This window comes from Lunatibacter salilacus, assembly GCF_009797935.1.
Taxonomy (GTDB): domain Bacteria; phylum Bacteroidota; class Bacteroidia; order Cytophagales; family Cyclobacteriaceae; genus Lunatibacter; species Lunatibacter salilacus.
On sequence record NZ_VOLC01000022.1, the window covers coordinates 13,223 to 34,494 of the forward strand.

Below are 21,272 nucleotides of genomic sequence, written 5' to 3' on the forward strand. Positions count from 1 at the left end.
AATTTAAACGCGATACGCAAAAATATTTAAGCAATGAGCGAACTACTTAAAATCGTAGAAGAGGAATACAAGGACGTAAGGGCCAAGTTTCCATCTTTTAAGGCCGGAGATACGATCAATGTACACGTGAAAATCACGGAAGGTAACAAAGAGCGTATTCAGCAGTTCCAAGGTACTGTGATCCAACGAAAGAACCCCAATACCAACGGTGAAACCTTCACGGTAAGGAAAATCTCCAACGGTGTGGGAGTTGAGCGAATTTTCCCTATTATTTCCCCAGCCCTCGACAAAATTGAGCTGCTGAGAGAAGGTAGAGTAAGAAGAGCCAGGCTGTTCTACTTGAGAGGACGTCAGGGCAAATCTGCTAAGATTAAAGAGAAAATTAGGCCAAGAAAGAGCTAATTTTACAAAGGGACCAAATGGTCCCTTTTTTTTTGACCTATTTTTTATTACTTTCGTTTTTGTGGTATCTTTAAAACACTTTTAAATTTGGTCGAATGATTACTTTGCTTGTTGTTTTGTTGGTTATTGCCATCGCTATCATTTTAATTTATAATCAGCTTATACGTCTACGAAATTTGGCCGACGAAGGATGGAGTGGCATAGATGTGCAACTTAAAAGACGCGCTGACTTAGTGCCTAATCTTGTAAATACCGTAAAGGCCTACGCCGCCCACGAGAAATCGCTGTTTGAGGAAGTAACCCGGATAAGAAGTGAAGCTCTCAGGCCGCATACCGTGGAGGAGCAGGGGGAAACCGAAGCTGCCCTAACACAATCTCTCCGTAAGTTGATGATTGTTGCTGAAGCCTATCCGGAGCTGAAAGCAAATACTAATTTTTTGGAATTACAAAAGGAGCTTTCTGCGGTAGAGAATACCCTCCAAAAGGCAAGGAGGTATTATAACGGGACAGTAAGAGAGCTAAACACGAAAATTGAAACTTTTCCTTCAAATATAATTGCCCGATTGTTTTCGTTTTCCAAGAAAGCTTTTTTCAGTTTAGGGAGTGAAGCAGAAGGCAGTGTTCCCCAAATTAATCTTTAATAGACATGAGAAAAAATATTGTAATTCTACTTCTGTCTGTGGTGCCTTATTGGGCTAATGCACAGGATCAGGAGGTTATTTTAGAATATCTGAGCGACATTGAAGTGCTTGTAGACGGATCCTTGAAGGTGAAAGAGACGATCACGGTAAACAGTCTGCAAAATGAAATCCAACGCGGTATTTTCCGCACTTTTCCGGTCATCTATCGGGACAAATACAATAATCGGGTCCAGGTAGGGTTTGAGGTGCAGAGTGTGTTGAAAGACGGGGATCGCGAACCCTATGAGATTTTGACAGAAGGTGATTTTAGGGTTATCCGCATAGGTAATCCAGACGTAATTTTGGATAAAGGCAACTATACCTATACCATCGAATATACGACCAACCGTCAGATAGGTTTTTTTGAAGAGTTTGATGAGCTTTATTGGAATGTAATCGGAGATAGTTGGGCCTTTCCTATTCGTAGGGCAACCGCCCGTATAAAATTGCCCCCCGGAGCCGAGATCATCCAATATGCAGCATACTCTGGTCCTTCGGGAAGTACAGGTTGTGATTGTGAGATTACTGAAGAGGGGGATGAAACGTTAGTGGTTACTTTGAAAGGCTCACTTAAACCCCATGAGGCCTTAACAGTTGCCGTTGCCTGGCCTAAAGGCATTGTGGAACAACCATCTGCTATGGACCAGAGACAGCAGTTTTTTGGGGATAACTTAGGTATATTAATCGCTTTATTTGGGGTGATTTTGGCTTTGGGATATTATCTTTTTGCTTGGAATAAGGTTGGACGAGACCCAAAGAAGGGCGGAATTTATCCGCAATTTGAGACGCCAAAAGAATTGGATGCAGCTGCGACCCGATATATATATCACATGGGATTTGACCAGACGGCGTTTACGGCAGCAATGATCCAGTTAGCTACGAGAGGGATTATCAAAATTGTAGAAGAAAAACGACGTCGGTATGTGTTGCAACTTTTGAAACGGGAAGATGAGTCTATGGATCAAATGGAACGCAGTGTGGTTAATGCTTTATTTCCGGAGGGAAATTCAGTTATCACCCTTAATCAAAAGGAACATAAAAAAATCGGAGGGGCATTAAAAGCCGTACAGACTTACCTCAATACCAATTATAAGAAAGGTTATTTTCAATTGAATCAGGGTTGGCTTGTTCCAGGTATTTTGCTATCTATTGCAACTGTTATTTTTTCCTTGGTGGCCACTTTTCCACTAAGATTTGAGGAAGAAAGGGTGTTTTTAATAATGGGAACTGTAATAACCCTGTTGCTGTCGGGAGTGGTTTCGAATCTTCTGATAAAATTATATGAACTTACACAGGGTGAACAAGTAAAATTATTGCCTCTTTTCGGAAGCTTGTTTTCCATTGCTTTGTTTCTTGCAGTTCCCGTTTTTCTGTATATTAATTTTGGTGCTCAATTTGAGTATGGCCTTTTAACACTTTTTATGATTTTGGGAGTAACAAATTACCTCTTTTTTTACCTGATTAAGGCACCTACTGAAAGCGGAAGGCTAATCATGGATGAAATTGAAGGATTTAGAATGTATCTAAATGCTGCCGAAAAGCCGCAGATACAGCAAATGAATCCTCCCGGACTTACACCGGAAATATTTGAAAAGTTTTTACCTTATGCCATTGCGCTTGGCGTCGGAGAAGCCTGGGGAAAAAGCTTCGAGAAAAGTCTGGCCGTGATGGAGAAAAACACAGGTAGATCCATGGGGTATGCACCGGCCTGGTATGCCGGAAGTGCTTTCAACGCCGGGGCTATGGGAGGTTTTTCTAAAGGTTTGGGCCGTACCTTTAGCAACGTGCTCAACAACTCTGCCGCAGCTCCGGGATCGAAGTCAGGCAGTGGCGGTGGTGGCAGATCTGGCGGCGGAGGCGGTGGGGGCGGAGGCGGCGGCTGGTAGTCCGCCAACCCCTGCTAGTGGATTCCCCGCTGAAATCAGAATCTATTTTCTTTTAATAGATTTTACTTCACCCAAATCGTTTTGGTATACTCCCTAGTTCGTGTTCTTAACACTACGGTCAATAGCCCTTTAGGCAGGTTTTGAAAGCTGAAAAGCTGCTGCCCATTCTCTATGGAAACTGCTCTTACTTCCTGCCCCAATGTGTTGTAAATCTTAAACTCTCGTAATTGCGAAATACCTTTGACGGAGATTTCTACATTTCCTTGGGAAGGATTTGGAAAAATATTGAAATAACTATCAACTTTGCCATTTTCGGGTAGCGAGGTAATTAGGTTAACATTCACTGCAAATGTCTGACCCGGTCCGGAATCACACTCGTTCATGGGGGTGACAGTTAAATCAAAATCTCCTTCGTTTTCCCAAGCGACTCGAATGTTACCTGTTCCTTGACCGCTGATAATGGTGCCACCGCCTCCAGTCGACCATTGGTAATTGATATCTGGCAGCGTAGGAATTTGATAATCTACTTGTTGGAGTCCTACCCTATTCCCTCCTGTGATAGAACCCGGCCGGCTAGGAACCGTGATTACTCGGATGGCTTTTTGCGAAGTGGGCCCTTCTCCGCATGGATTCCTTGTAGACACACTTAAGGTATGACTTCCTAAGTTCGTCCACTCTACCTCGATATGAGGGGAACCCTGTCCCCCTCGGACAATTCCGCCTGTCACGGACCAGACGTATTCTGTACCGGGAACTGAATCCACATAGAATTCATTAATGGCACTTAGACACCCAACCCCTTCACCTTGTATGGGTGGTACCTGGCTGGGTTGTGTGGAGACTACGACTTCAAGTGCTGATGTAGGACCATTACCGCAGGTATTCTGACCGCGCACCATGACAGCGTTGCGTCCAGCGATGTCCCAGCGTACAACAGCGCGATTGGTGCCCTGTCCTTCGAGGATCGTTCCGCCATCAACTCGCCACTCATAAGTGGTGCCGGGTTCCTCTCCTTGCTGAATGGTATAGATTTGTTGACTTAAGCATATGTTACTTTCACCAAAAATGGCGGTAGATTGCTGGGGTACTTGGCAGGTGTATTGGAAGAGCATTCCTTTTTCACCAATGGCATACCCTACATTCAGGTCTCCGAAACTTATTCCGGTTAGGTTTTGAAATGTTCCAGTAGCTAACCTTTCCCAGGTAAGCCCTCCGTCAAAAGTACGTATCATGAGTCCATTGTTACCCGTTATAAACCCAACTGATTCGTCCAAGAATTCCACGCCAGTCAAATCTTCCTGAAATCCGCCGTTGACCCGCTGCCACTGTCGTCCCCGATTTGATGTCCTAAAGATAGTTCCCTGATTACCGACAATCATGGCATTGTTATCATCCAGTATGCTGATGGCGTTGAGGGAGGCGGTGGTGGGTAGGTTAATCCTAGTCCAGTCGGTTCCATTTTCAGTCCTTGATACATAGCCCCCATTTCCTATTATAATCCCCTCGTCAGGTTCAAAGAAAGTAATAGCTTTGAAATCCAATACGTTTTCTCCAGAACTGACGATAGACCAATTAACACCACGATTTATAGTAGTAGCGATATATCCCCGATCACCCACAGCAAATCCGCGATTAATGTCTAAGAAGAAGACACCATTTATATTTCGGTTGGTTCCTGGATTGAGGGTAGTCCAGTTGGCTCCTGAGTTAGTTGTGCTGATGATATTCCCATTTTCGCCAGAAACATATCCTGCCCCGGCTGAGACAAAGTGAAGTGCTTTGAATGCCAAAGAAAGAGGCCTGGATCGGTCTACATAGGTATTCCCGCCATTTCCAGTCAAAAGAATCAATCCATTTTCTCCAGTAATATATCCCCTGACATCAGAAGTAAACTGTACAGCGGTAAAGTCGGTAGACCTTCCGGAAAGCCGGATAGCCCATGAAGCGCCTGAATTAGCGGAAGAGCCCAAAAAGCCGCTATTTGCTACGAAAAACACGTTGTTTGTTTCTTGGCGAAATGCGAGGGAATGTATGTCCTGTGTTGTTCGGCTAGCTGCCTGAATAAATGTCAACCCTCCATTTATTGTCCGCAGGATGGTTCCGTTCTTTCCGGACACTACTCCAATTAATGGATTGTTGCGATTGAATGCAATGGCCGTAAAATCCGTATCAATACCGCTGTTAATAAACTGCCAGTCATTTCCCCCATTTTCCGTTTTGATGATAGCGCCAAGGTTTCCTACCGCATAGCCGACAGTATCATTGACAAAATATAGATCATTCAATGAAACCTCAAAACCTGTTGGAAGGGGCTGCCAGGTCGTTCCACCGTTGGTGGTTTTGAAAATATCCGAAGAAGAGGTGGCTATGAAACCCAGTTGATTGTCGACAAAGAATAGTGATCGTAGATCAGCAGTGGTACCTACATCACGCATGGACCAGGTATGTCCTCCGTTTGTGGATCCGAAGAGTGCACCGTTTTCTCCGGTAATCAATACATTATTTTGGCTAAGGTATTTCACCCCTGTTAATCGCTCCTGACTCGGAAGTGTACGGACTTGCCAAGATGTACCGCCATTAGTAGTTCGATATATCGTACCTCCTTGGGCGAGTACTACGCCGTTATTTTCATCAAAAAAGTCCATTTTGACTATTTGAAGAGTTGTAGGCGCTAACTGCTCTGTCCAACTAAGACCACCATCAAGAGTTTTTAAAAAGATATTTTCTCCACTGAGGTAACCTACCTCATTGTTGATCCATTTTATATCGCTAAAATCGTTGCCCCAACTACCCACCCTTCTCCAACTTTGAGAGTATGAAACAGATGCCACAAACCAACACAATACAGCTAAAAGTACAGATTTACTCATACAAAACCCTTAAAACAAGTCCATTATACGTACAAAAATAAAACTATTCTTAAGAAATAATACAATAATTTGGTATTACTCCCACCTTCTAATGTCAAGTCCAGTTTCTGCGGGATGAAGTAATTATTTGTATCTACAAAGAGCTCTAAAAAAGAAAAGCTGTTTCCATCCGAAAGGAAGAAACAGCTTTAGAAGTAGGTGTTTATTCAAGTTAGTAGTCTTTCCCGCCCACTGCGATCATGGCACATCGAAACCCTATATGGTTCGTTGCTGAATCCTGATGCATGAAGCGACGTGCACCTGGAGCTAGCCAGTAGGCTACATCCTTCCATGAGCCACCTTTAAACACTCTGAAGTTGTCGTTAATCATGGTTGTCTGATAATTTTCTTCCTCATCAAACAAGCCGTCCTTTCTGAGTGGGTTCAAATCATCGAAATCCTGAAAGGACAAAGGTCGATAAACATCCTGAACCCATTCGTTCATATTTCCCGCCATATTATAAAGTCCAAAATCATTGGGCGGGTAGTTGTACACGTTGGTAGGAATTATATCTCCATCGTTGGATACAGAGCCGGAAATACCCGCATAATCTCCTCTTCCTCTTTTGAAGTTTGCCAAAAAGTCACCTTGTCTGGATTTCCTCTTTATATTATATGGATTACGTGGGCCTCTGCCATCCCAGGGATAAATTCGTCCATTCTCCTGATTTTCATCCATATACTGGGTACCGACCATTGCCTTGGCGGCAAATTCCCACTCAGCCTCATTCGGTAATCTGTATGCTGGAAAGGTTACTCCTCTTTCAATCAATTGATTTTGGGTGAGGGCAGAATCAAGTTCGTTTCTTATTGAGCTCAATTCATTCACATACACGGTTCTCCACTGACTATATACATTGGCCTGACTCCAACTTACCCCTGCTACAGGATAAAAGTTGAAACCGGGATATCTAAAATAATAAGTAGCGTAAACATCATTGTAGGACATTAACCCTTCCCAAACATTATCATTTGGCTGCAGTTTCTGAAGAGAATCCTGTGAGATACCTCTTTTCGTATTATTTGCGATTTCAAAAAGAAATTCTTTGTAGTCAACGTTCGTCACTTCAGTTTCATCCATATAAAATGAAGCCACTGTGACCGTGCGCTCCACATTATCCCGAAAACCCATAATATCTTGTTCCTGAGACCCCAGCACTGCTCTACCACCTTGGACAAATTTTAACTTAGGTCCAATTACCTCTCTTGGTAACCTAAACACCTGAAACCTGGTAGTATCATCATCATCAAAGCTATATTGGGCGCCGGTAGATGCACTTGCACCTCCTGGGTTGCTTGCGGTTCTTCTACTTGAACGATTTCCACAGGAGTATAAAACCAAGCTGAAAATAAGGAGGGCTGCCAAAGAGGACAATCCGTTGAATCTGTTCACCAATGTCATGTGAAGATATTTTGTTTGCACGCTATTAAAACGCTAATATAAGATCAATAATATATTTTAACAATATTCTTTTCAGGCAAGGTTTTGCATCTTATCCCGAATACCCCCAATTCTTTTAATTTTTTCCGTAAAATTAGCTTCGAAAATCATTTTAATTAGGAAGAAATGTTTTAAAGTTTAAATTCATTTAACCAATTAATACCACTTTTAATGGTAGGCACGCCTTCAATTACAAGTATCAAACGGTTTTTGTACTCCTTTATTTTACAGTGCTTTGCCTTCTCCTGAATTTTTTTCATAATATTACCAAATACCGGAGATTGGTAGTACAAGTGTCTTTCAGATGAAACGAAGTAGCATTTCATTTGTTTGTTTTTCAGGGTGAGTTTTTCAAACCCCAACCGCTCTGCCAACCATCTCAACCGAACTGTTTCAAACAGCGAATGGACTTCCTCCGGTATTGGTCCAAACCGATCTTTGATGTTTTGTTCGAATTTTTCGAGCTCTTCTTCCTTTTTTATATTGTCCAATTGGGAATAAAGGCTAAGCCGCTCCGAAATATTGGACACATAGGTCTCCGGGATAAGCAGCTCTAGGTCTGTTTCTATCACACAGTCCCGGACAAGAACCTCTACCTTTTCTTTAAGGTCAACCTCAAAGAGTGCCGCAAATTCATTTTCTTTCAGTTCCTGTACCGCTTCATCCAGAATCTTGTGGTACATTTCAAAGCCAAGGTCGGTAATAAAACCACTTTGCTCCGCACCAAGTAGATTTCCTGCCCCACGAATGTCCAGGTCCCGCATAGCCACTTTAAAGCCATCTCCCAAATCTGAAAATTCCTCCAATGCTTCCAGCCTTTTCCGCGACTCCGGGGTGAGGGTTGCCGTAGGGGGGGTAAGCAGGTAGCAATAGGCCTTTTTATTACTTCTCCCTACCCGTCCTCTCATCTGATGGAGATCACTGACCCCAAACATGTGGGCCCTGTTAATGATAATGGTATTGGCGTTGGGAATGTCTAAGCCGGATTCAATAATGTTGGTAGAGATTAGAACGTCATACTCCCCTTCTATAAAACTGATCATTATTTTTTCCAGTTTCTTACCATCCATTTGGCCATGTGCACCCATGACTTTTGCATCCGGCACTAAACGGAGAATGAGGTTGGCAATGGAATCAATTTCTCCTACCCGGTTGTGAACAAAGAAAACCTGTCCACCACGTCTCAGTTCATAGGCGATGGCGTCCCTGATGATCTCTTCTTGAAAGGTATGGATTTCCGTAGTAACGGGTTGGCGGTTTGGGGGAGGAGTTGCGATCACTGACAAATCTCTTGCTCCCATAAGTGAAAAATGCAATGTACGGGGAATGGGGGTTGCTGTGAGCGTAAGCACATCCACATTAACCCGCATTTGCTTAAGCTGATCTTTTACCTTAACACCGAACTTCTGCTCTTCGTCGATAATTAACAGACCAAGGTCCCTAAATTTGATGTCTTTATTTACAATGCGGTGCGTGCCTATAAGAATGTCAATTTCCCCCGAATTGACTTTACGTACGATTTCTTTAATTTCTTTAGCGGAACGAAAGCGGTTGATATAGTCTATTTCCACCGGGAACTGGGCTAGCCTTTCCTTGAACGTTTGGTAATGTTGCATGGCAAGGATAGTCGTCGGGACCAGCACGGCAACCTGTTTGCGGTCATTGGCTGCTTTAAATGCTGCACGGATTGCGATCTCGGTTTTTCCAAATCCCACATCCCCACATACCAGTCTGTCCATAGGGTGGGGTTTTTCCATATCTACTTTTACATCCGCGGTTGACTTGGCTTGGTCCGGAGTATCTTCATATATAAAGGAGCTTTCCAGTTCCACCTGCAGGACACTGTCCCGGGAGAATGCATGACCTAGGGCTCCCAGTCGTTTCGAATAGAGTGCAATCAAGTCTTTTGCAATGTCTTTTACCTTGCTCTTGACCTTTCTTTTCTTGTTTTCCCATTCCGGTGATCCCAATTTGGACATGGGTGGATGTGTCCCCTCCTGACCGCTGTATTTGGAGATCTTATGCAGGGAATGAATATTTACATAGAGAAGGTCATCGTCCCTGAAAACTAGCCGGATGGCCTCTTGTTGCTTGCCGCTGACATCTACCCTTTCCAACCCTGCAAATCTGCCTACGCCATAATCCACATGGACGATAAAATCCCCGGGCTGAAGACTGTTCAATTCCTTCAAAGTTAGCGCCCTGGATTTGCTACTTCTTTTTTTGCTTTTGTACCGGTGGAAGCGCTCAAAAATTTCATGATCTGTATAGCAGGCGATTTTCATCGCCGGAAAAATAAATCCTCCTCTCAGACTCATTGAAAGGGATTGAGTCCGGAGCGTGGGATCCAGTTCCTCCAATATGTTTTTAAGGCGTTCAATTTGCTTTTCGCTCTCCGAGCTGATGATGTTGACCAAACCTTGATGTTCATTGGCCAACAAGTCACTAAGCAGCAAATCAAAGTTTTTATTGAAGGAAGGTTGGGGTTTTGTATCAAACGTAAATGTTTTAGCCGATTCTGATGAGAAAACATGGCCAAATTCAATTTTTTTAAACGAGGTAATTTTTTCGAGAAACTCGACTTTGCCATCAAAGAGTCGTTCTGGAGCCATTAATAGGGTAGCACTTCCAGAATTTCCGTGCCCAAGCGCATCATGGCGGGCAATCGCCTGCTCATAGAGGTCTTGGATCTGGCCTAGGGCATGGCCCCGGTCTTTGAACCAGATATAAGAGTCTGGTGGAAGAAATTCCACCATGGATTGTCTGGATTCACTCAGTAACCGAGTTTGGATGTTGGGGATAATGCTTATCTCGTCGACCGAATCTAATGATAGCTGTGTTTCGGCTTCGAAAGTCCGTATAGTTTCAATTTCCTTCCCAAACAGTTCTATGCGGTAAGGCAACTCGTTGGCAAAGGAAAAAACATCGATAATGCCTCCCCTTACCGCAAACTGTCCTGCTTCGTAGACGAAATCAGTTTTTTCAAAATCATAAGTAATGAGCAGCTCCTCGATAAATGGGAGATCGATTTTTTCCCCCGCTTTTACCGAGAATGTGTTTTCTTTTAAGCTCCTTTTGTTGACAACCTTTTCGTAAATTGCTTCTGGATAGGTGATCAGGACGTAAGATTCCCTTTTTTTGGTGGCCAGGATATTCAATATTTCAGCCCGCATTAATACGTTGGCATTATCCAGGTCGTCATATTGGTAAGGTTTTTTAACCGAAGCTGGAAAAAACAATGGCTCAAGCTCTGGGCACAAAGCCTCCATATCTCCCATAAGATAGGCAGCTTCTTCCTTATCATGAGCCATAATCAGGTGGTAACCACCAATATTTTTGATCACGGATTGCACCAGCACCATGTCCACACTTCCAGAAAGGCCCTTGAAATGATAGGTGGGATGGCTGCTGTCCTTAAGCTCCTCACTAATGCTCTTTAGAAAGGGATCCTGATTAAACAGGTTTATAAAGGCTTGTATGTCCAAAGTAAAACTTCTTTTTATAAAGTGGGCATGTAAATCAACAAGGCCCCTTTTTTCTCTCTGTAAGGAGGAAAATCAGCATAGTTACATACCCCATTGATAATTTCAGCAATTGAAAAGGTGATTTTGGGAAAGCAAAAATACAATTTATTTATGTTATCATGCGTCCGAATAGGATTAAGTTATCTAAGGCGTTGAACCATCGTTAAAGTTTATTGTTTTAAAATCAAACAAGCATTCATGGTTTCTGAAAATAAAGAGCACTGGTTTACCCGGATTGAAAATATGCACCCCTATCAGACAATGATGTATTTGGGGATGTTCGGCAGTGGGTTGATTTTTTTGTTTTTACTGCTCGCTTTTTTAGGTTCCCAGGCAACTTTTTCCTTTTTCAGCCCACTTTATTTTCCAAAGGCATTTATAATAAGTTCCTTCGTTCTGTTGGCAAGTGCCTATACTGCTTCCCAGATTGTACCCCAATACAGGCAGGACCGGACGGAGAAGGTTAAGCAGTACTTGTGGGCTACGTTATTGTTGGGTTTAGGGTTTACGGGCCTCCAATTCTTGGGGTGGAAAGAACTGGCAGCGAACGGGATTGATTTTCAAGGAATAGCATCTGGAAGTTTTCTATACGTGCTTACCGGTATTCATATCGTCCATTTGGTTGGAGCAATGATATTTGCCGGCAGGCTTCTAAGCAAAGTACAGGCGTGCGAAAAGGACGAGGTCAAGAACTTGATACTCCTTTCGAATCCCTTTGACCTTATGACATTTCAGCTTTTTGCCACCTATTGGAAGTTCATGGATATTGTTTGGATTATTCTGTTTTTCACGTTGATATGGGTAATCTAGATAGTTTGCAACAATTCGATTGGTATCCACTAGCACATTAAAAGTAACTTCGTGAGGTTTTCGGTTGGAATAGGTTGAAGCGGTGTTAACTTTGTGTCTTAAATATAAACTAAAATAACTTCAAATGGCACAAGAACAATATGAGATTAACATAAATCCAGACTGGATTAAAAAATATCTCGGTAAAGTTATTATTGGGATTGTTGTCCTGATAATTTTGGGAACGGCCATTAAGACGGTAGGTCCGGAAGAGGAGGGCGTAGTCATCCAATTAGGTCAATATGACCGAACCGTCCAGCCAGGATTGAATTTTATTATTCCGTTTTTTGAAACGATGTATAAGATACCAGTGCAACGGCAGTTAAAGCAGGAATTTGGTTTTCGGACATCGGATTTGAGGCAGCCCTCAGAATATACCAAAACAGGTTTCGCTGATGAAAGCATGATGCTAACCGGAGACCTCAACCTTACCGATGTGGAATGGGTGATCCAGTATAGGATCGTCAATTCCTACAATTTCCTGTTTCGTGTAAGAAATGCTGAGAAAACGCTGAAGGACATGTCCGAGTCAGCGATGAGAAAAATAGTGGGAGACCGGACTGTAAATGAAGTACTTACAGTAGGTCGGCAGGAAATCGCAACCAGTGTGGAGGTGCTTCTTCAAGAGATGTGCGACGAATACGAAAACGGAATACGAATAGATCAAGTGGTTCTCCAAGATGTCAACCCGCCCGAACCGGTAAAACCTTCTTTCAATGCGGTAAACGAGGCGCAGCAGGAAAGAGAAACCCTTATTAATCAAGCGGAAGCGGAATATAACCGTGTTATTCCAAGAGCACGGGGTGAGGCGACAGAGACCATACAACTTGCTGAGGCTTACGCCCTCAATAGGGTAAACCGTGCCAAAGGTGAAGCAGATCGTTTCAACTCGATCTATGAGGCTTACATCCAAGCGCCGGAAGTAACCAAACAGCGGATTTATCTCGAAACGATGGAACGAGTCCTGCCTAAAATTGGTAATAAAATAATCACTGATGAACAAGGCGGCAATGTGCTTCCTTTACTGAATCTCAACAGTGCCCCTACTAAAATCAACCCATGAAATCGAGCATGACGAGAACGCCTGATGGAGGTAGGATTTTCCTTTGCAAGATTCCACCCCGAAAAACCGGGGCAAGTTATGGCCGCTTACAAACAAATAGAATCATATGAAAAAGAGCTCAATAATATACATAATTGTGGTCGTGGTGGTACTTTTTACGATAAGTGACACCGTATTTATACTCGATGAAACCCAACAGGCGATCGTAACCCAATTTGGGAAACCAGTGGGAGAACCACGTTCTACTCCAGGCATGAACTTCAAAACACCATTTATTCAAAAAACGCAATTTTTTGACAAAAGGTACCTTGAGTGGGATGGAAACAAAAATCAAGTTCCAACTAAAGACAAAAAATTTATCTTCGTGGATACCTATGCCCGGTGGCAGATTACAAATCCACTGCAGTTTTTTATTCGACTAAGGGACGAACGATCTGCCCAGTCTAGACTGGACGATATTTTGGATGGAGAAACGAGGAATGCCATCGCCAGCAATGAACTCCTCGATATTGTCCGCTCTTCTAATCGAGACCCTGAGATAACCGAAGACTTTATGGAAGAGATAGAAGTTCTGGAAGACATCAATGTGGGAAGAGCTGCTATTGAAAAAATTATATTGGAAAAGGCGAATGAAAGGTGTGCCGACCTTGGCGTAAGAATTTTAGACTTCAGATTTAAGCGTATGAATTACGTGGATGATGTCCGGGATCGGGTATATGACCGGATGATCAGTGAACGAAACCGGATCGCCGATCAATTCCGTTCGGAGGGGCAGGGTGAAGCACGGGTGATAGAAGGAAACAAAGAGCGCGACCTCGCTCTCATTCAATCTGAAGCCTATCAGAAAGCGGAAGAAATACGTGGAAGAGCGGATGCGGAAGCCTCTGAAATTTATGCATCTGTATTTAACAGAAATAGGCAATCAATAGATCTGTATCGGTTCTTGAGAACCATGGAAGCATTCGAAAAATCACTAGATGAAAAAACCAGCTTGGTTATATCCTCAGACAGTGAAATGTTCAGATACCTTAAGCGCCTTAATTAATTCAAATGTCCCTTGCGGAAAAATGGTATCCGGCCATTCATCTGGCCGGATACCTTTAATCTTGTTTTTTTACCAGTATGCGAATCACTATCTCGACTACAGTAAGCCAGCATTTTCTAAAAGTAAAAGAAGGCTTCAACCAAGACCTCTTTAGTTTGCTAAGCCCGCCGTTTCCTCCGGTAAAGCTGTTGCGCTTTGATGGTTCGGAAAAAGGAGATATCGTCAGCCTTGAATTGAATTTTCTTTTTTTTAAGCAAACATGGACTAGTGAAATCATTGAAGACCATACCAATGAATCGGAATTCTATTTTGTAGATAAGGGGATAAAGCTTCCGTTTTTTCTTGGATTTTGGCAACATACACATCGCCTAATTAACAGGGGTAGCACTGTGACTGAAATAAAGGATGAGATTAACTACCAAGGCTCCAACTTCATCTTAACCCCATTGCTATACCCTATCCTATATTTTCAATTCCTCTATCGGAAACCAATCTACCGACGCACCTTCTCTAACAAGCCGATTAAATAAACGGTGTTGAAATACTTGGTTGTCAGATCACAATCAAGTTTTCACATTCTACGATCTTACAATCTCCATAAAGTACAAGGGAGTGGCTGGTTATCGTAGAGACAAACTCCTTTCCCATAGCTTCCTTTATGAGATTAATCCTTTCGTCCGAAAACTCCTTAATTTTCCTGCATTGATTGCAGACATAGTGATCGTGATGTTTGTAGGTCAATGCCTGTTCATAAAGCGCGACTTTGTCTTTGAACTGATGCTTTACAGCAAGCCCGCATTCAACAAGTAGATCAAGAGTATTGTATATGGTCGCTCTGCTAATGGTATAGCCTTTGTTTCTCATAAGCAAAAAGAGGCCCTCAACATCTATATGTTCATCCTGTGGGAGGGCATACAGCTCGTCAATCACTGAGAACCTCTCAGGGGTTTTGCGGCTTCCCTGACGGAGTAAATAATTTTCAAAAATCTTTTTTGCTTTTTCAATAAGTGACTTTTCTGCCATAGTACTTTATTCTGAATAATAAATATGCGGTATTTTTTAGAGTTATTCAAATTCGGCCTTAAATACTCGGGAAAAATCCTCCTTATTTGCTTTAATTCCAAATTAGAACCAAGATAAATGAAATCTTAGGTAAACTTTCCATAGTAATGAATTAGGACTCGGATTTATTTTTTATCTTAACGAAATATTGGATTAGCCACTCACGTTTATGCACCCATTCAACCGGTTTTTTATAATTTGTTTTTTCCTATTCCTTGGAGGTGCTTCCTTTGGCCAGGTTCCGGGCTTTTATATGAAGAAGGAATCTAGGAGGATTAAAATTCCCTTTATAGATTCAAATAGCTTGGTTATTATCCCTGTTTCAATAAATGGTGGGCCTCCCATCAACTTTTTGTTTGACACAGGTGTTAAGTCTAATATTTTCTTCAGCAAGACAATTGCTGATGAGCTTGGTATGAAATATACCCGCAAGCTCAACTTGGTGGGAGCAGATGGTCAGACTGTTTTAAGTGCGTCGGTTTCTCCAAACAACAACTTTGACCTGGGGGAAATTGAAGGAATTTATCAGGCTATTCTGGTTTTGGATGAAGATTTTTTGGAATTGGAAAAAGTGATTGGAATACCGATCTATGGTGTGATAGGTAATGAATTTTTCAAAAACAATCCGGTAAAAATCGACTATGACAACGCAGTGGTTTCCTTTTACCGCACATCTGCGCTTAGATGGAGACCTTTTGCCTACCGGTCTATTCCCATGGAAATGATAGGTAACAAACCATATATAAATACAACTATTCGTCAGATTGGTGCGGAGGAACTGGAAGCTAAATTGTTGATTGATACAGGTGCAAACCACGGCTTGCTATTAAACAGAGAAACTACCGATGCCATCCAATTGCCCCCTCTCACCTTGGAAACGGATCTTGGAAGATCGCTGGGTGGAGATCTTTTTGGCTTTGTGGGAAGGGTAAGAAGAGTGGATATCAATGGCCTTAAATTTAGAAATGTCATTACATCTTATCCTGACGAGACAGAATTCTCCGGTGTGATTGTAGAAACAGGCCGTCAAGGTAGCATTGGTTCAGAGCTATTGAACCGGGTTAAATTAATATTGGATTATCCAAGGGAACGGATGCTCTATAAAAAAGGGGCCAAATTCAGTGAGCAATTTGACTACGACATGAGTGGGATGATGGTCCGGGTTTTTTCGGCTGAAGAAAAGCGGTTCTATGTAAGTCAGGTTAGGGGAAATTCACCCTCAGGCGTTGCCGGCATACAACTTTACGATGAGATCACTGCTATTAATAAGGTGCCTTCTTTTTTTTGGGAGCTAGCGGATGTAACCAAATTACTGCGTTCGGAGGAGGGGAAGGTAATTACATTGGATATTTTGCGTGGGTCCGGCAATGAAGAAGATCCACCGGAAAGCCTTAGAATTTCGTTTGTTTTGAAAAAACAGTTATAAATTTTAAAATCTTATTAAAAATTCCAATTGTATTTGTAAGGTACATTTTTGGGGTTATCAACTGCATCGATCGTAATTATATTTCTTTTATATTTGGGAAAATCTTAACAATAGAATAGCAATTAGCTTTTTCAAGGATTCTGGGTAATTTTGGTGTTGTTCATGGTGGAATTATTTGCTGATGGAATTAGTAACCTACTGGTCACTTTCAAAAGGGTTGCTAGTAATAACTATGAATGGGTGTGTCTCAGTTCTGATGATCACCAATGGGCCGCAGACATCGACCCAATTACAGTACAATCCTCCCTGCAAGAGGTATTTCCTGGTATCCGCAAGCCGTTCTTTGAAGGCATATATGAGGCATTTAAGCTTCGGAAAAATATCTGTACTACTCTTGTCTGGAAGCAGGGAATAGAGGTTACCACGCAAATCCAGGGTCATATTATTCTTCAGGCAGACGGTTCAGAGCTTATCACGTCAGCCTTTTTAGTCATGGACGGTGACTCTCCGGCCCTACGGAGACACGATGTCCCTGAAGATATCGACAATGGATTTCTTGAGTCAGGTCAATTGTACCAAAGTATTGCGAAAAATTTCCCAAGGGGAACCATCGACGTCTTGGATACCTCACTCCGGTATATATATACTGAGGGGACAGAGTATCGTCTTTTGGATTTGGAGCCGGCCGAGTTAGTAGGTACTTCCCATCTGGACTTGTATGATGCGAAATATAGAGCGGTCTCACAAAGAAATTTGGAACAGGTGCTTGAAGGTCAAATGGTAACCTATGAGGTCCAGTATAGAAAACAATTTTATCTGAAAAGCGGCGTCCCTCTTAGAAATGAAAAGGGGAAAATTGACAGAATTCTGTTAGTTCAACAAAATATTACCGGTTCAAAAAAACTGGAAGCTGAACGGGAAATTCTCATCAAAGATTTGAAGTCCCACAACGAGGAGCTCTTGCGTTTTGCATATATTGTCTCCCATAACCTAAGAGCGCCAATCGTAAACATCTCTTTGCTTTTAGACCTCTTTAACGAAACAAACCCTGCAGATCCGGAAAACGAAGAGGTAATTGAAAATTTAAAAATTTCTACCAACCTACTCCACGCGACGCTGCAGGACCTCATTGAAGTTGTGTCTATCAAAAAACAAAAAATACCCAAGGTAGAGGTGGTCAATTTCAATCTTTTGCTAAATAATGTGGAAAAAAGTTTATTTAATCAACTAAAAGAATCCGGAATAAAAATCCATAAAGATTTTTCCAGTTTGAACGAGATGAACTATATCTATGCACACCTTGAAAACTTTTTCATGAATTTCCTCACTAATTCAGTTAAATATAGACATCCGGACAGAACACCAGAAGTATGGATTTCTACTTATAAACTAGAAGAATACAGAATTATAGAATATAAAGACAACGGTATAGGATTGGATCTTAAAAGGTACGGAGACCGACTTTTTGGGTTGTATCAGCGCTTTCATAATCATGTTGAGGGGAAAGGGCTTGGATTGTACCTCGTACGGGAACAAATTCGAGCAAACGACGGTAAAATTGAAACCGAAAGTTCGGTCGGAGATGGATTGCTCTTTAGAATCTATTTGCGAAATCTCATTCTATAATATTTTCGGAAAATCTCTATTTCTTCAACAGAGATGCAGCCTCTTGGTCTAAGAAAATGGTTACATTAGGATGTTTTTGGAGAATGGAAGCCGGCATATCAGTGTGGATGGGTCCTTCAATCATTTTCTTAATAGCCCCAGCCTTATTTTTGCCAAATGCCACCATAACTAGTTGTTTTGCCTCCATGATGGACTGAATACCCATGGTGACAGCACGTTTGGGGATACCATCCTTTGAGAGGAAATCTTTGTAATTGGCCTCAATTGTTTCTTCAGTGAGATTGGCAATGTGAGTTCTGGAATTGAAAGGAGTGCCAGGTTCATTAAACGCAATATGTCCATTCGTTCCTATTCCGATAAGTTGAAGATCAATACCCCCCGCTTTCTCTATCATTTCATCGTAAATGCGCGAACCTGCCTCAAGATCTCCCAATCCGGATGGTACATGCGTATTGGATTTATCAATGTCCAAGTGGTCAAACAAATGGGTGTCCATAAAATATCGATAACTCTGTTCACTGGAACCGTCAAGCCCTTCATATTCATCCAAGTTAAATGTGGTTACCGATTTGTAGCTTGTTTTATTTCTGAGGTGATCCTGTATGAGTAATTGATAGATCCCTTTAGGAGAATTGCCTGTAGAAAAACCCAATACAATTTTTGGATTGAGTCGGACAGCTTTGATGAACAATTCAGCTGCGGCAATATTCAAATCTTCCACTGAAGAGAGAGTGGTAATAGTCATAAATTAACCCTTTATGTTAGCTTTAATTTTAAAGTAATACGCGCATTAATGAAAAACAGGCCAATTTTTCTGCAGAAATTGGAAAATTACGCCATGTTTAACGTTTAAATTTTGATTCATTCCTCCCATCATCCCAAAGTAGGCAGACTAAGTTTATATTTCACAGCGACTAACCGAATACTTATGATAAGACTGATTGAAATCAATAAATTAATGTCTCTTTCCAGACCAAAATGGTTGGCGATAAGGTAAACTATCGCACCCGCGAGGCATGCGGAGGCATAAATTTCTTTACGAAATAAAATGGGTATTTCATTAGTAAGCGTATCACGGATCACACCACCCATGACTGCGGAAAACATCCCCATAATGGCGGCCACCTCTACACTGAACCCGAGACTAAGAGTCTTTTCTACACCTAAGACGGTAAAGAAAGCAATTCCCAAGGTGTCAAACAAAAACAACGTCTTTCGGAGTTTGGATACAAAACGGAAAAAAACAAAAGTAACCAATATTCCCGCTAGGATGGCATATAGGAAATCGACGTTGCCTATCCAAACCAAGGGATGTGCCCCCAGGAGAATGTCGCGCAAACTGCCTCCTCCGATTGCCGTAATAAAACCGGTAAATCCAGCACCAAATAAGTCATGGCCTTTATCCTGAATAGCCAATGCACCCGAAATGGAGAAAACAAATGTCCCGATCAATTCAAGTGCGTACTGTAAGTCCATCTACGTAACGTAAAGTTTGGCGCAAAGATAGCTTTTTTTAGAGGGTAGCCTTACCTTTTTCGAAAACAAAAATTCCCATTGAACGAAGCCCATGGACCACTACAGATTTTGGGGGTTCGATGTGTCTTAGGCCATATTTTTCAATCATTGATCCTAAAAGTGCTGACGTAAGAACAAACCGTTCACTGCCATCTGGTAATAAGAAGCGGCTATTGCCGATGCTGGTTGCTTCATCCAATACATTTCCCGCATCAGTACACATACGTAACCAAAAAATTCCGCCCTGCCTGAGGACACGGATCATTTCTCCAACCATGACCAAGAAGTGGTTTTCATCACGGGCAAAGTGCAAGACTGCGCTACTTAATACCGCATCAAAAGCCGCCGTATGAAACATCAGGTTTTCTAAGCCATTTACTTGAAAACGATGAATGTCAAAATCCTTACGGATGGAACTGGCATACATGCGGGCCATCTCTATGGACAATTTGTCCTGATCAATTCCGAATATCTGAAAGCCTTCTTGGATAAAATAATGCGTGTTTCTCCCCTCACCACATCCAGCGTCCAAGATCTTCATTTCAGGAGTAAACCTACCTTTTAAAATCTGATCCAGCAGGTAGATATCAATGTTGCCTAGAAGTTTATTTAATTCTCTGAAGTCCATGTTCTATTATTGATCTTGAGCGAAGTAGTTGAGGGATTCCCAAATAGAACGATCCCGTTCCTCAAATTACTTCATTCAGCCCAAAATAAAAAGCTCTTTGATCTCCCACACCGATATCCAACCTAATATTTATTCCCTCGTCGTTTAACTTATAGCGAAAGCCTACCCCACCACCATATCGGAATCCTTGTATGGAGAATCCTTTGACCGTAGGAGCTACCTGTCCGGCATTTCCAAAAACCACCAGACCCAAGTTTCTATATACGGGAAGCCGGTATTCTGTTTGATACACCATCGCATGTAGGTCTCGGTATTTTCCCTCAAAAAACCCCCTCATCCTGTCGCTGCCTCCAATGAGAGAGACGTGTTGGAAGGGTGGGTTTCCCCCCGTAAAACTCAGCCAGGACTGTCCAACTAGGACATGTTTTGGCCGCACTTCGATGTATTTTCGTAAATCCAATTGATATTGACTGAACGTGAAATTACTTCCGAAATAGGGTTGGAATGTCATATAGGACAATTGATGAAATACACCTCTTCCCGGTTGGAATATGTTGTCACGGGTATCGTAGTTCAGCACCAAGCCCAACCCGGAGAGCAACTGTCCGTCGCTTCCGGCAACTTCTCCGGAGGCAAGAAGGCCTTGTTCCAATTTTTCATAAATGTCGTCTATTCGAAATTCATAACGCGGTCCCAAATACAGTCCAGGAGCAAGTCGTTTCTCATAATTGATATGAAAATAGGCATAGCGGGTTGCATATACCTCATCGGTTTGGGGGTTATTTCCTATTCCATAAAAGCGAAAAGGGTAATCAGATAACTCAAAACGTGTATTAAAGTAGGCACCATTATCCTTCATCCACAAGTTCAACTCAGTAGTGACGAAGGCTTGTTTGTTGAGGGTATAAAGGAAAGTAATTGGAAAGGAGGATGGGCGGGTAAGTGAATCCTGAGCGTTTGCGGGGCGGAATACTTTTAGCGCACGGATCCCCAAACCCAAATTAGTTTCCGGTGAATAGGTAACTGCAGGAATAAAGGTCCAAGAATCTCTGCTGATAAAGTTTATGACTTCATCCGCAAGATCAAATAGACCTTCAATAGTCCCTCCCTTGGGTTTTTCAGGAACATCCTGAGCCCAAAGCATCCTTCCTGGGGTCATTCCCAGAAGCATAATAAGCGTTACCTTCCACATCAAGGTGCAAAGGTATCACAATCC

At 42.2% G+C, this 21,272-nt stretch carries 17 protein-coding genes; 9 read left to right on the plus strand and 8 right to left on the minus strand.

Annotation, left to right across the window (positions count from 1 at the left end):
* The first annotated feature begins 33 nt into the window (after positions 1-33).
* The 3 genes from rplS (at position 34) to FQ608_RS22985 (ending at position 2,968) form a co-directional block, all read left to right on the plus strand.
* Entirely contained in the window at positions 34-402 is a 369-nt protein-coding gene (gene rplS / locus FQ608_RS22975; RefSeq protein ID WP_158860843.1) for a 50S ribosomal protein L19, read from the plus strand.
* Between the two features lie 95 nt (positions 403-497).
* Positions 498-1,043, plus strand: a complete 546-nt coding sequence (locus tag FQ608_RS22980) for a LemA family protein (RefSeq protein WP_158860844.1) — start codon at positions 498-500, stop codon at positions 1,041-1,043.
* Between the two features lie 5 nt (positions 1,044-1,048).
* Positions 1,049-2,968, plus strand: a complete 1,920-nt coding sequence (locus tag FQ608_RS22985; protein WP_158860845.1) for a DUF2207 domain-containing protein — start codon at positions 1,049-1,051, stop codon at positions 2,966-2,968.
* 62 nt (positions 2,969-3,030) lie between these two features.
* Here the strand turns inward: FQ608_RS22985 and FQ608_RS22990 are convergent, their stop codons facing one another.
* The 3 genes from FQ608_RS22990 to mfd all read right to left on the minus strand — a co-directional run bounded on the left by FQ608_RS22990 (position 3,031) and on the right by mfd (position 10,803).
* A complete protein-coding gene (locus tag FQ608_RS22990) occupies positions 3,031-5,838 on the minus strand; it encodes a YCF48-related protein (protein WP_158860846.1) in 2,808 nt (935 codons plus the stop codon).
* 211 nt (positions 5,839-6,049) lie between these two features.
* Positions 6,050-7,279 (minus strand): gliding motility lipoprotein GldJ, encoded by a 1,230-nt coding sequence (gldJ, locus tag FQ608_RS22995; RefSeq protein ID WP_158860847.1) that lies wholly within the window; start codon positions 7,277-7,279, stop codon positions 6,050-6,052.
* Between the two features lie 170 nt (positions 7,280-7,449).
* A complete protein-coding gene (mfd, locus tag FQ608_RS23000; RefSeq protein ID WP_158860848.1) occupies positions 7,450-10,803 on the minus strand; it encodes a transcription-repair coupling factor in 3,354 nt (1,117 codons plus the stop codon).
* Positions 10,804-11,040: 237 nt separating this feature from the next.
* Here mfd and FQ608_RS23005 point away from each other — a divergent pair, with 237 nt between their 5' ends.
* From FQ608_RS23005 to FQ608_RS23020, 4 genes are all read left to right on the plus strand, one after another.
* Positions 11,041-11,652: a cytochrome c oxidase subunit 3 gene (locus FQ608_RS23005; protein WP_158860849.1), complete on the plus strand. Its 612-nt coding sequence runs from the start codon at positions 11,041-11,043 to the stop codon at positions 11,650-11,652.
* A gap of 124 nt (positions 11,653-11,776) precedes the next feature.
* A complete protein-coding gene (gene hflK / locus FQ608_RS23010) occupies positions 11,777-12,754 on the plus strand; it encodes an FtsH protease activity modulator HflK (RefSeq protein WP_158860850.1) in 978 nt (325 codons plus the stop codon).
* 106 nt (positions 12,755-12,860) lie between these two features.
* The gene (hflC, locus tag FQ608_RS23015) at positions 12,861-13,799 is read left to right on the plus strand and encodes a protease modulator HflC (protein WP_158860851.1); all 939 of its coding nucleotides are present in this window, start codon (positions 12,861-12,863) and stop codon (positions 13,797-13,799) included.
* Between the two features lie 77 nt (positions 13,800-13,876).
* Positions 13,877-14,329 (plus strand): SRPBCC family protein, encoded by a 453-nt coding sequence (locus tag FQ608_RS23020; RefSeq protein WP_158860852.1) that lies wholly within the window; start codon positions 13,877-13,879, stop codon positions 14,327-14,329.
* 22 nt (positions 14,330-14,351) lie between these two features.
* On the opposite strand, the gene FQ608_RS23025 is transcribed toward FQ608_RS23020, so the two are convergent.
* Positions 14,352-14,822 carry a Fur family transcriptional regulator gene (locus tag FQ608_RS23025; RefSeq protein ID WP_158860853.1) on the minus strand — a complete coding sequence of 157 codons (471 nt, stop codon included), beginning with the start codon at positions 14,820-14,822 and terminating at the stop codon, positions 14,352-14,354.
* Positions 14,823-15,114: 292 nt separating this feature from the next.
* Between FQ608_RS23025 and FQ608_RS23030 the strand changes: the two genes are divergently transcribed.
* Positions 15,115-16,287 carry an aspartyl protease family protein gene (locus FQ608_RS23030; RefSeq protein WP_234364350.1) on the plus strand — a complete coding sequence of 391 codons (1,173 nt, stop codon included), beginning with the start codon at positions 15,115-15,117 and terminating at the stop codon, positions 16,285-16,287.
* A 162-nt stretch (positions 16,288-16,449) separates the two neighbouring features.
* Positions 16,450-17,913 (plus strand): sensor histidine kinase, encoded by a 1,464-nt coding sequence (locus tag FQ608_RS23035; RefSeq protein ID WP_158860854.1) that lies wholly within the window; start codon positions 16,450-16,452, stop codon positions 17,911-17,913.
* A gap of 16 nt (positions 17,914-17,929) precedes the next feature.
* Here FQ608_RS23035 and nagB read toward each other — a convergent pair whose 3' ends face one another.
* From nagB to FQ608_RS23055, 4 genes are all read right to left on the minus strand, one after another.
* Positions 17,930-18,658 (minus strand): glucosamine-6-phosphate deaminase, encoded by a 729-nt coding sequence (nagB, locus tag FQ608_RS23040; protein ID WP_158860855.1) that lies wholly within the window; start codon positions 18,656-18,658, stop codon positions 17,930-17,932.
* A 128-nt stretch (positions 18,659-18,786) separates the two neighbouring features.
* Complete coding sequence (locus tag FQ608_RS23045; RefSeq protein WP_158860856.1) at positions 18,787-19,389, minus strand: trimeric intracellular cation channel family protein; 603 nt, start codon at positions 19,387-19,389, stop codon at positions 18,787-18,789.
* Between the two features lie 37 nt (positions 19,390-19,426).
* A complete protein-coding gene (locus FQ608_RS23050; protein WP_158860857.1) occupies positions 19,427-20,056 on the minus strand; it encodes a class I SAM-dependent methyltransferase in 630 nt (209 codons plus the stop codon).
* Between the two features lie 61 nt (positions 20,057-20,117).
* On the minus strand, positions 20,118-21,248 hold the full coding sequence (locus FQ608_RS23055) for a BamA/TamA family outer membrane protein (protein ID WP_158860858.1): 1,131 nt from the start codon (positions 21,246-21,248) through the stop codon (positions 20,118-20,120).
* Positions 21,249-21,272: the final 24 nt, after the last annotated feature.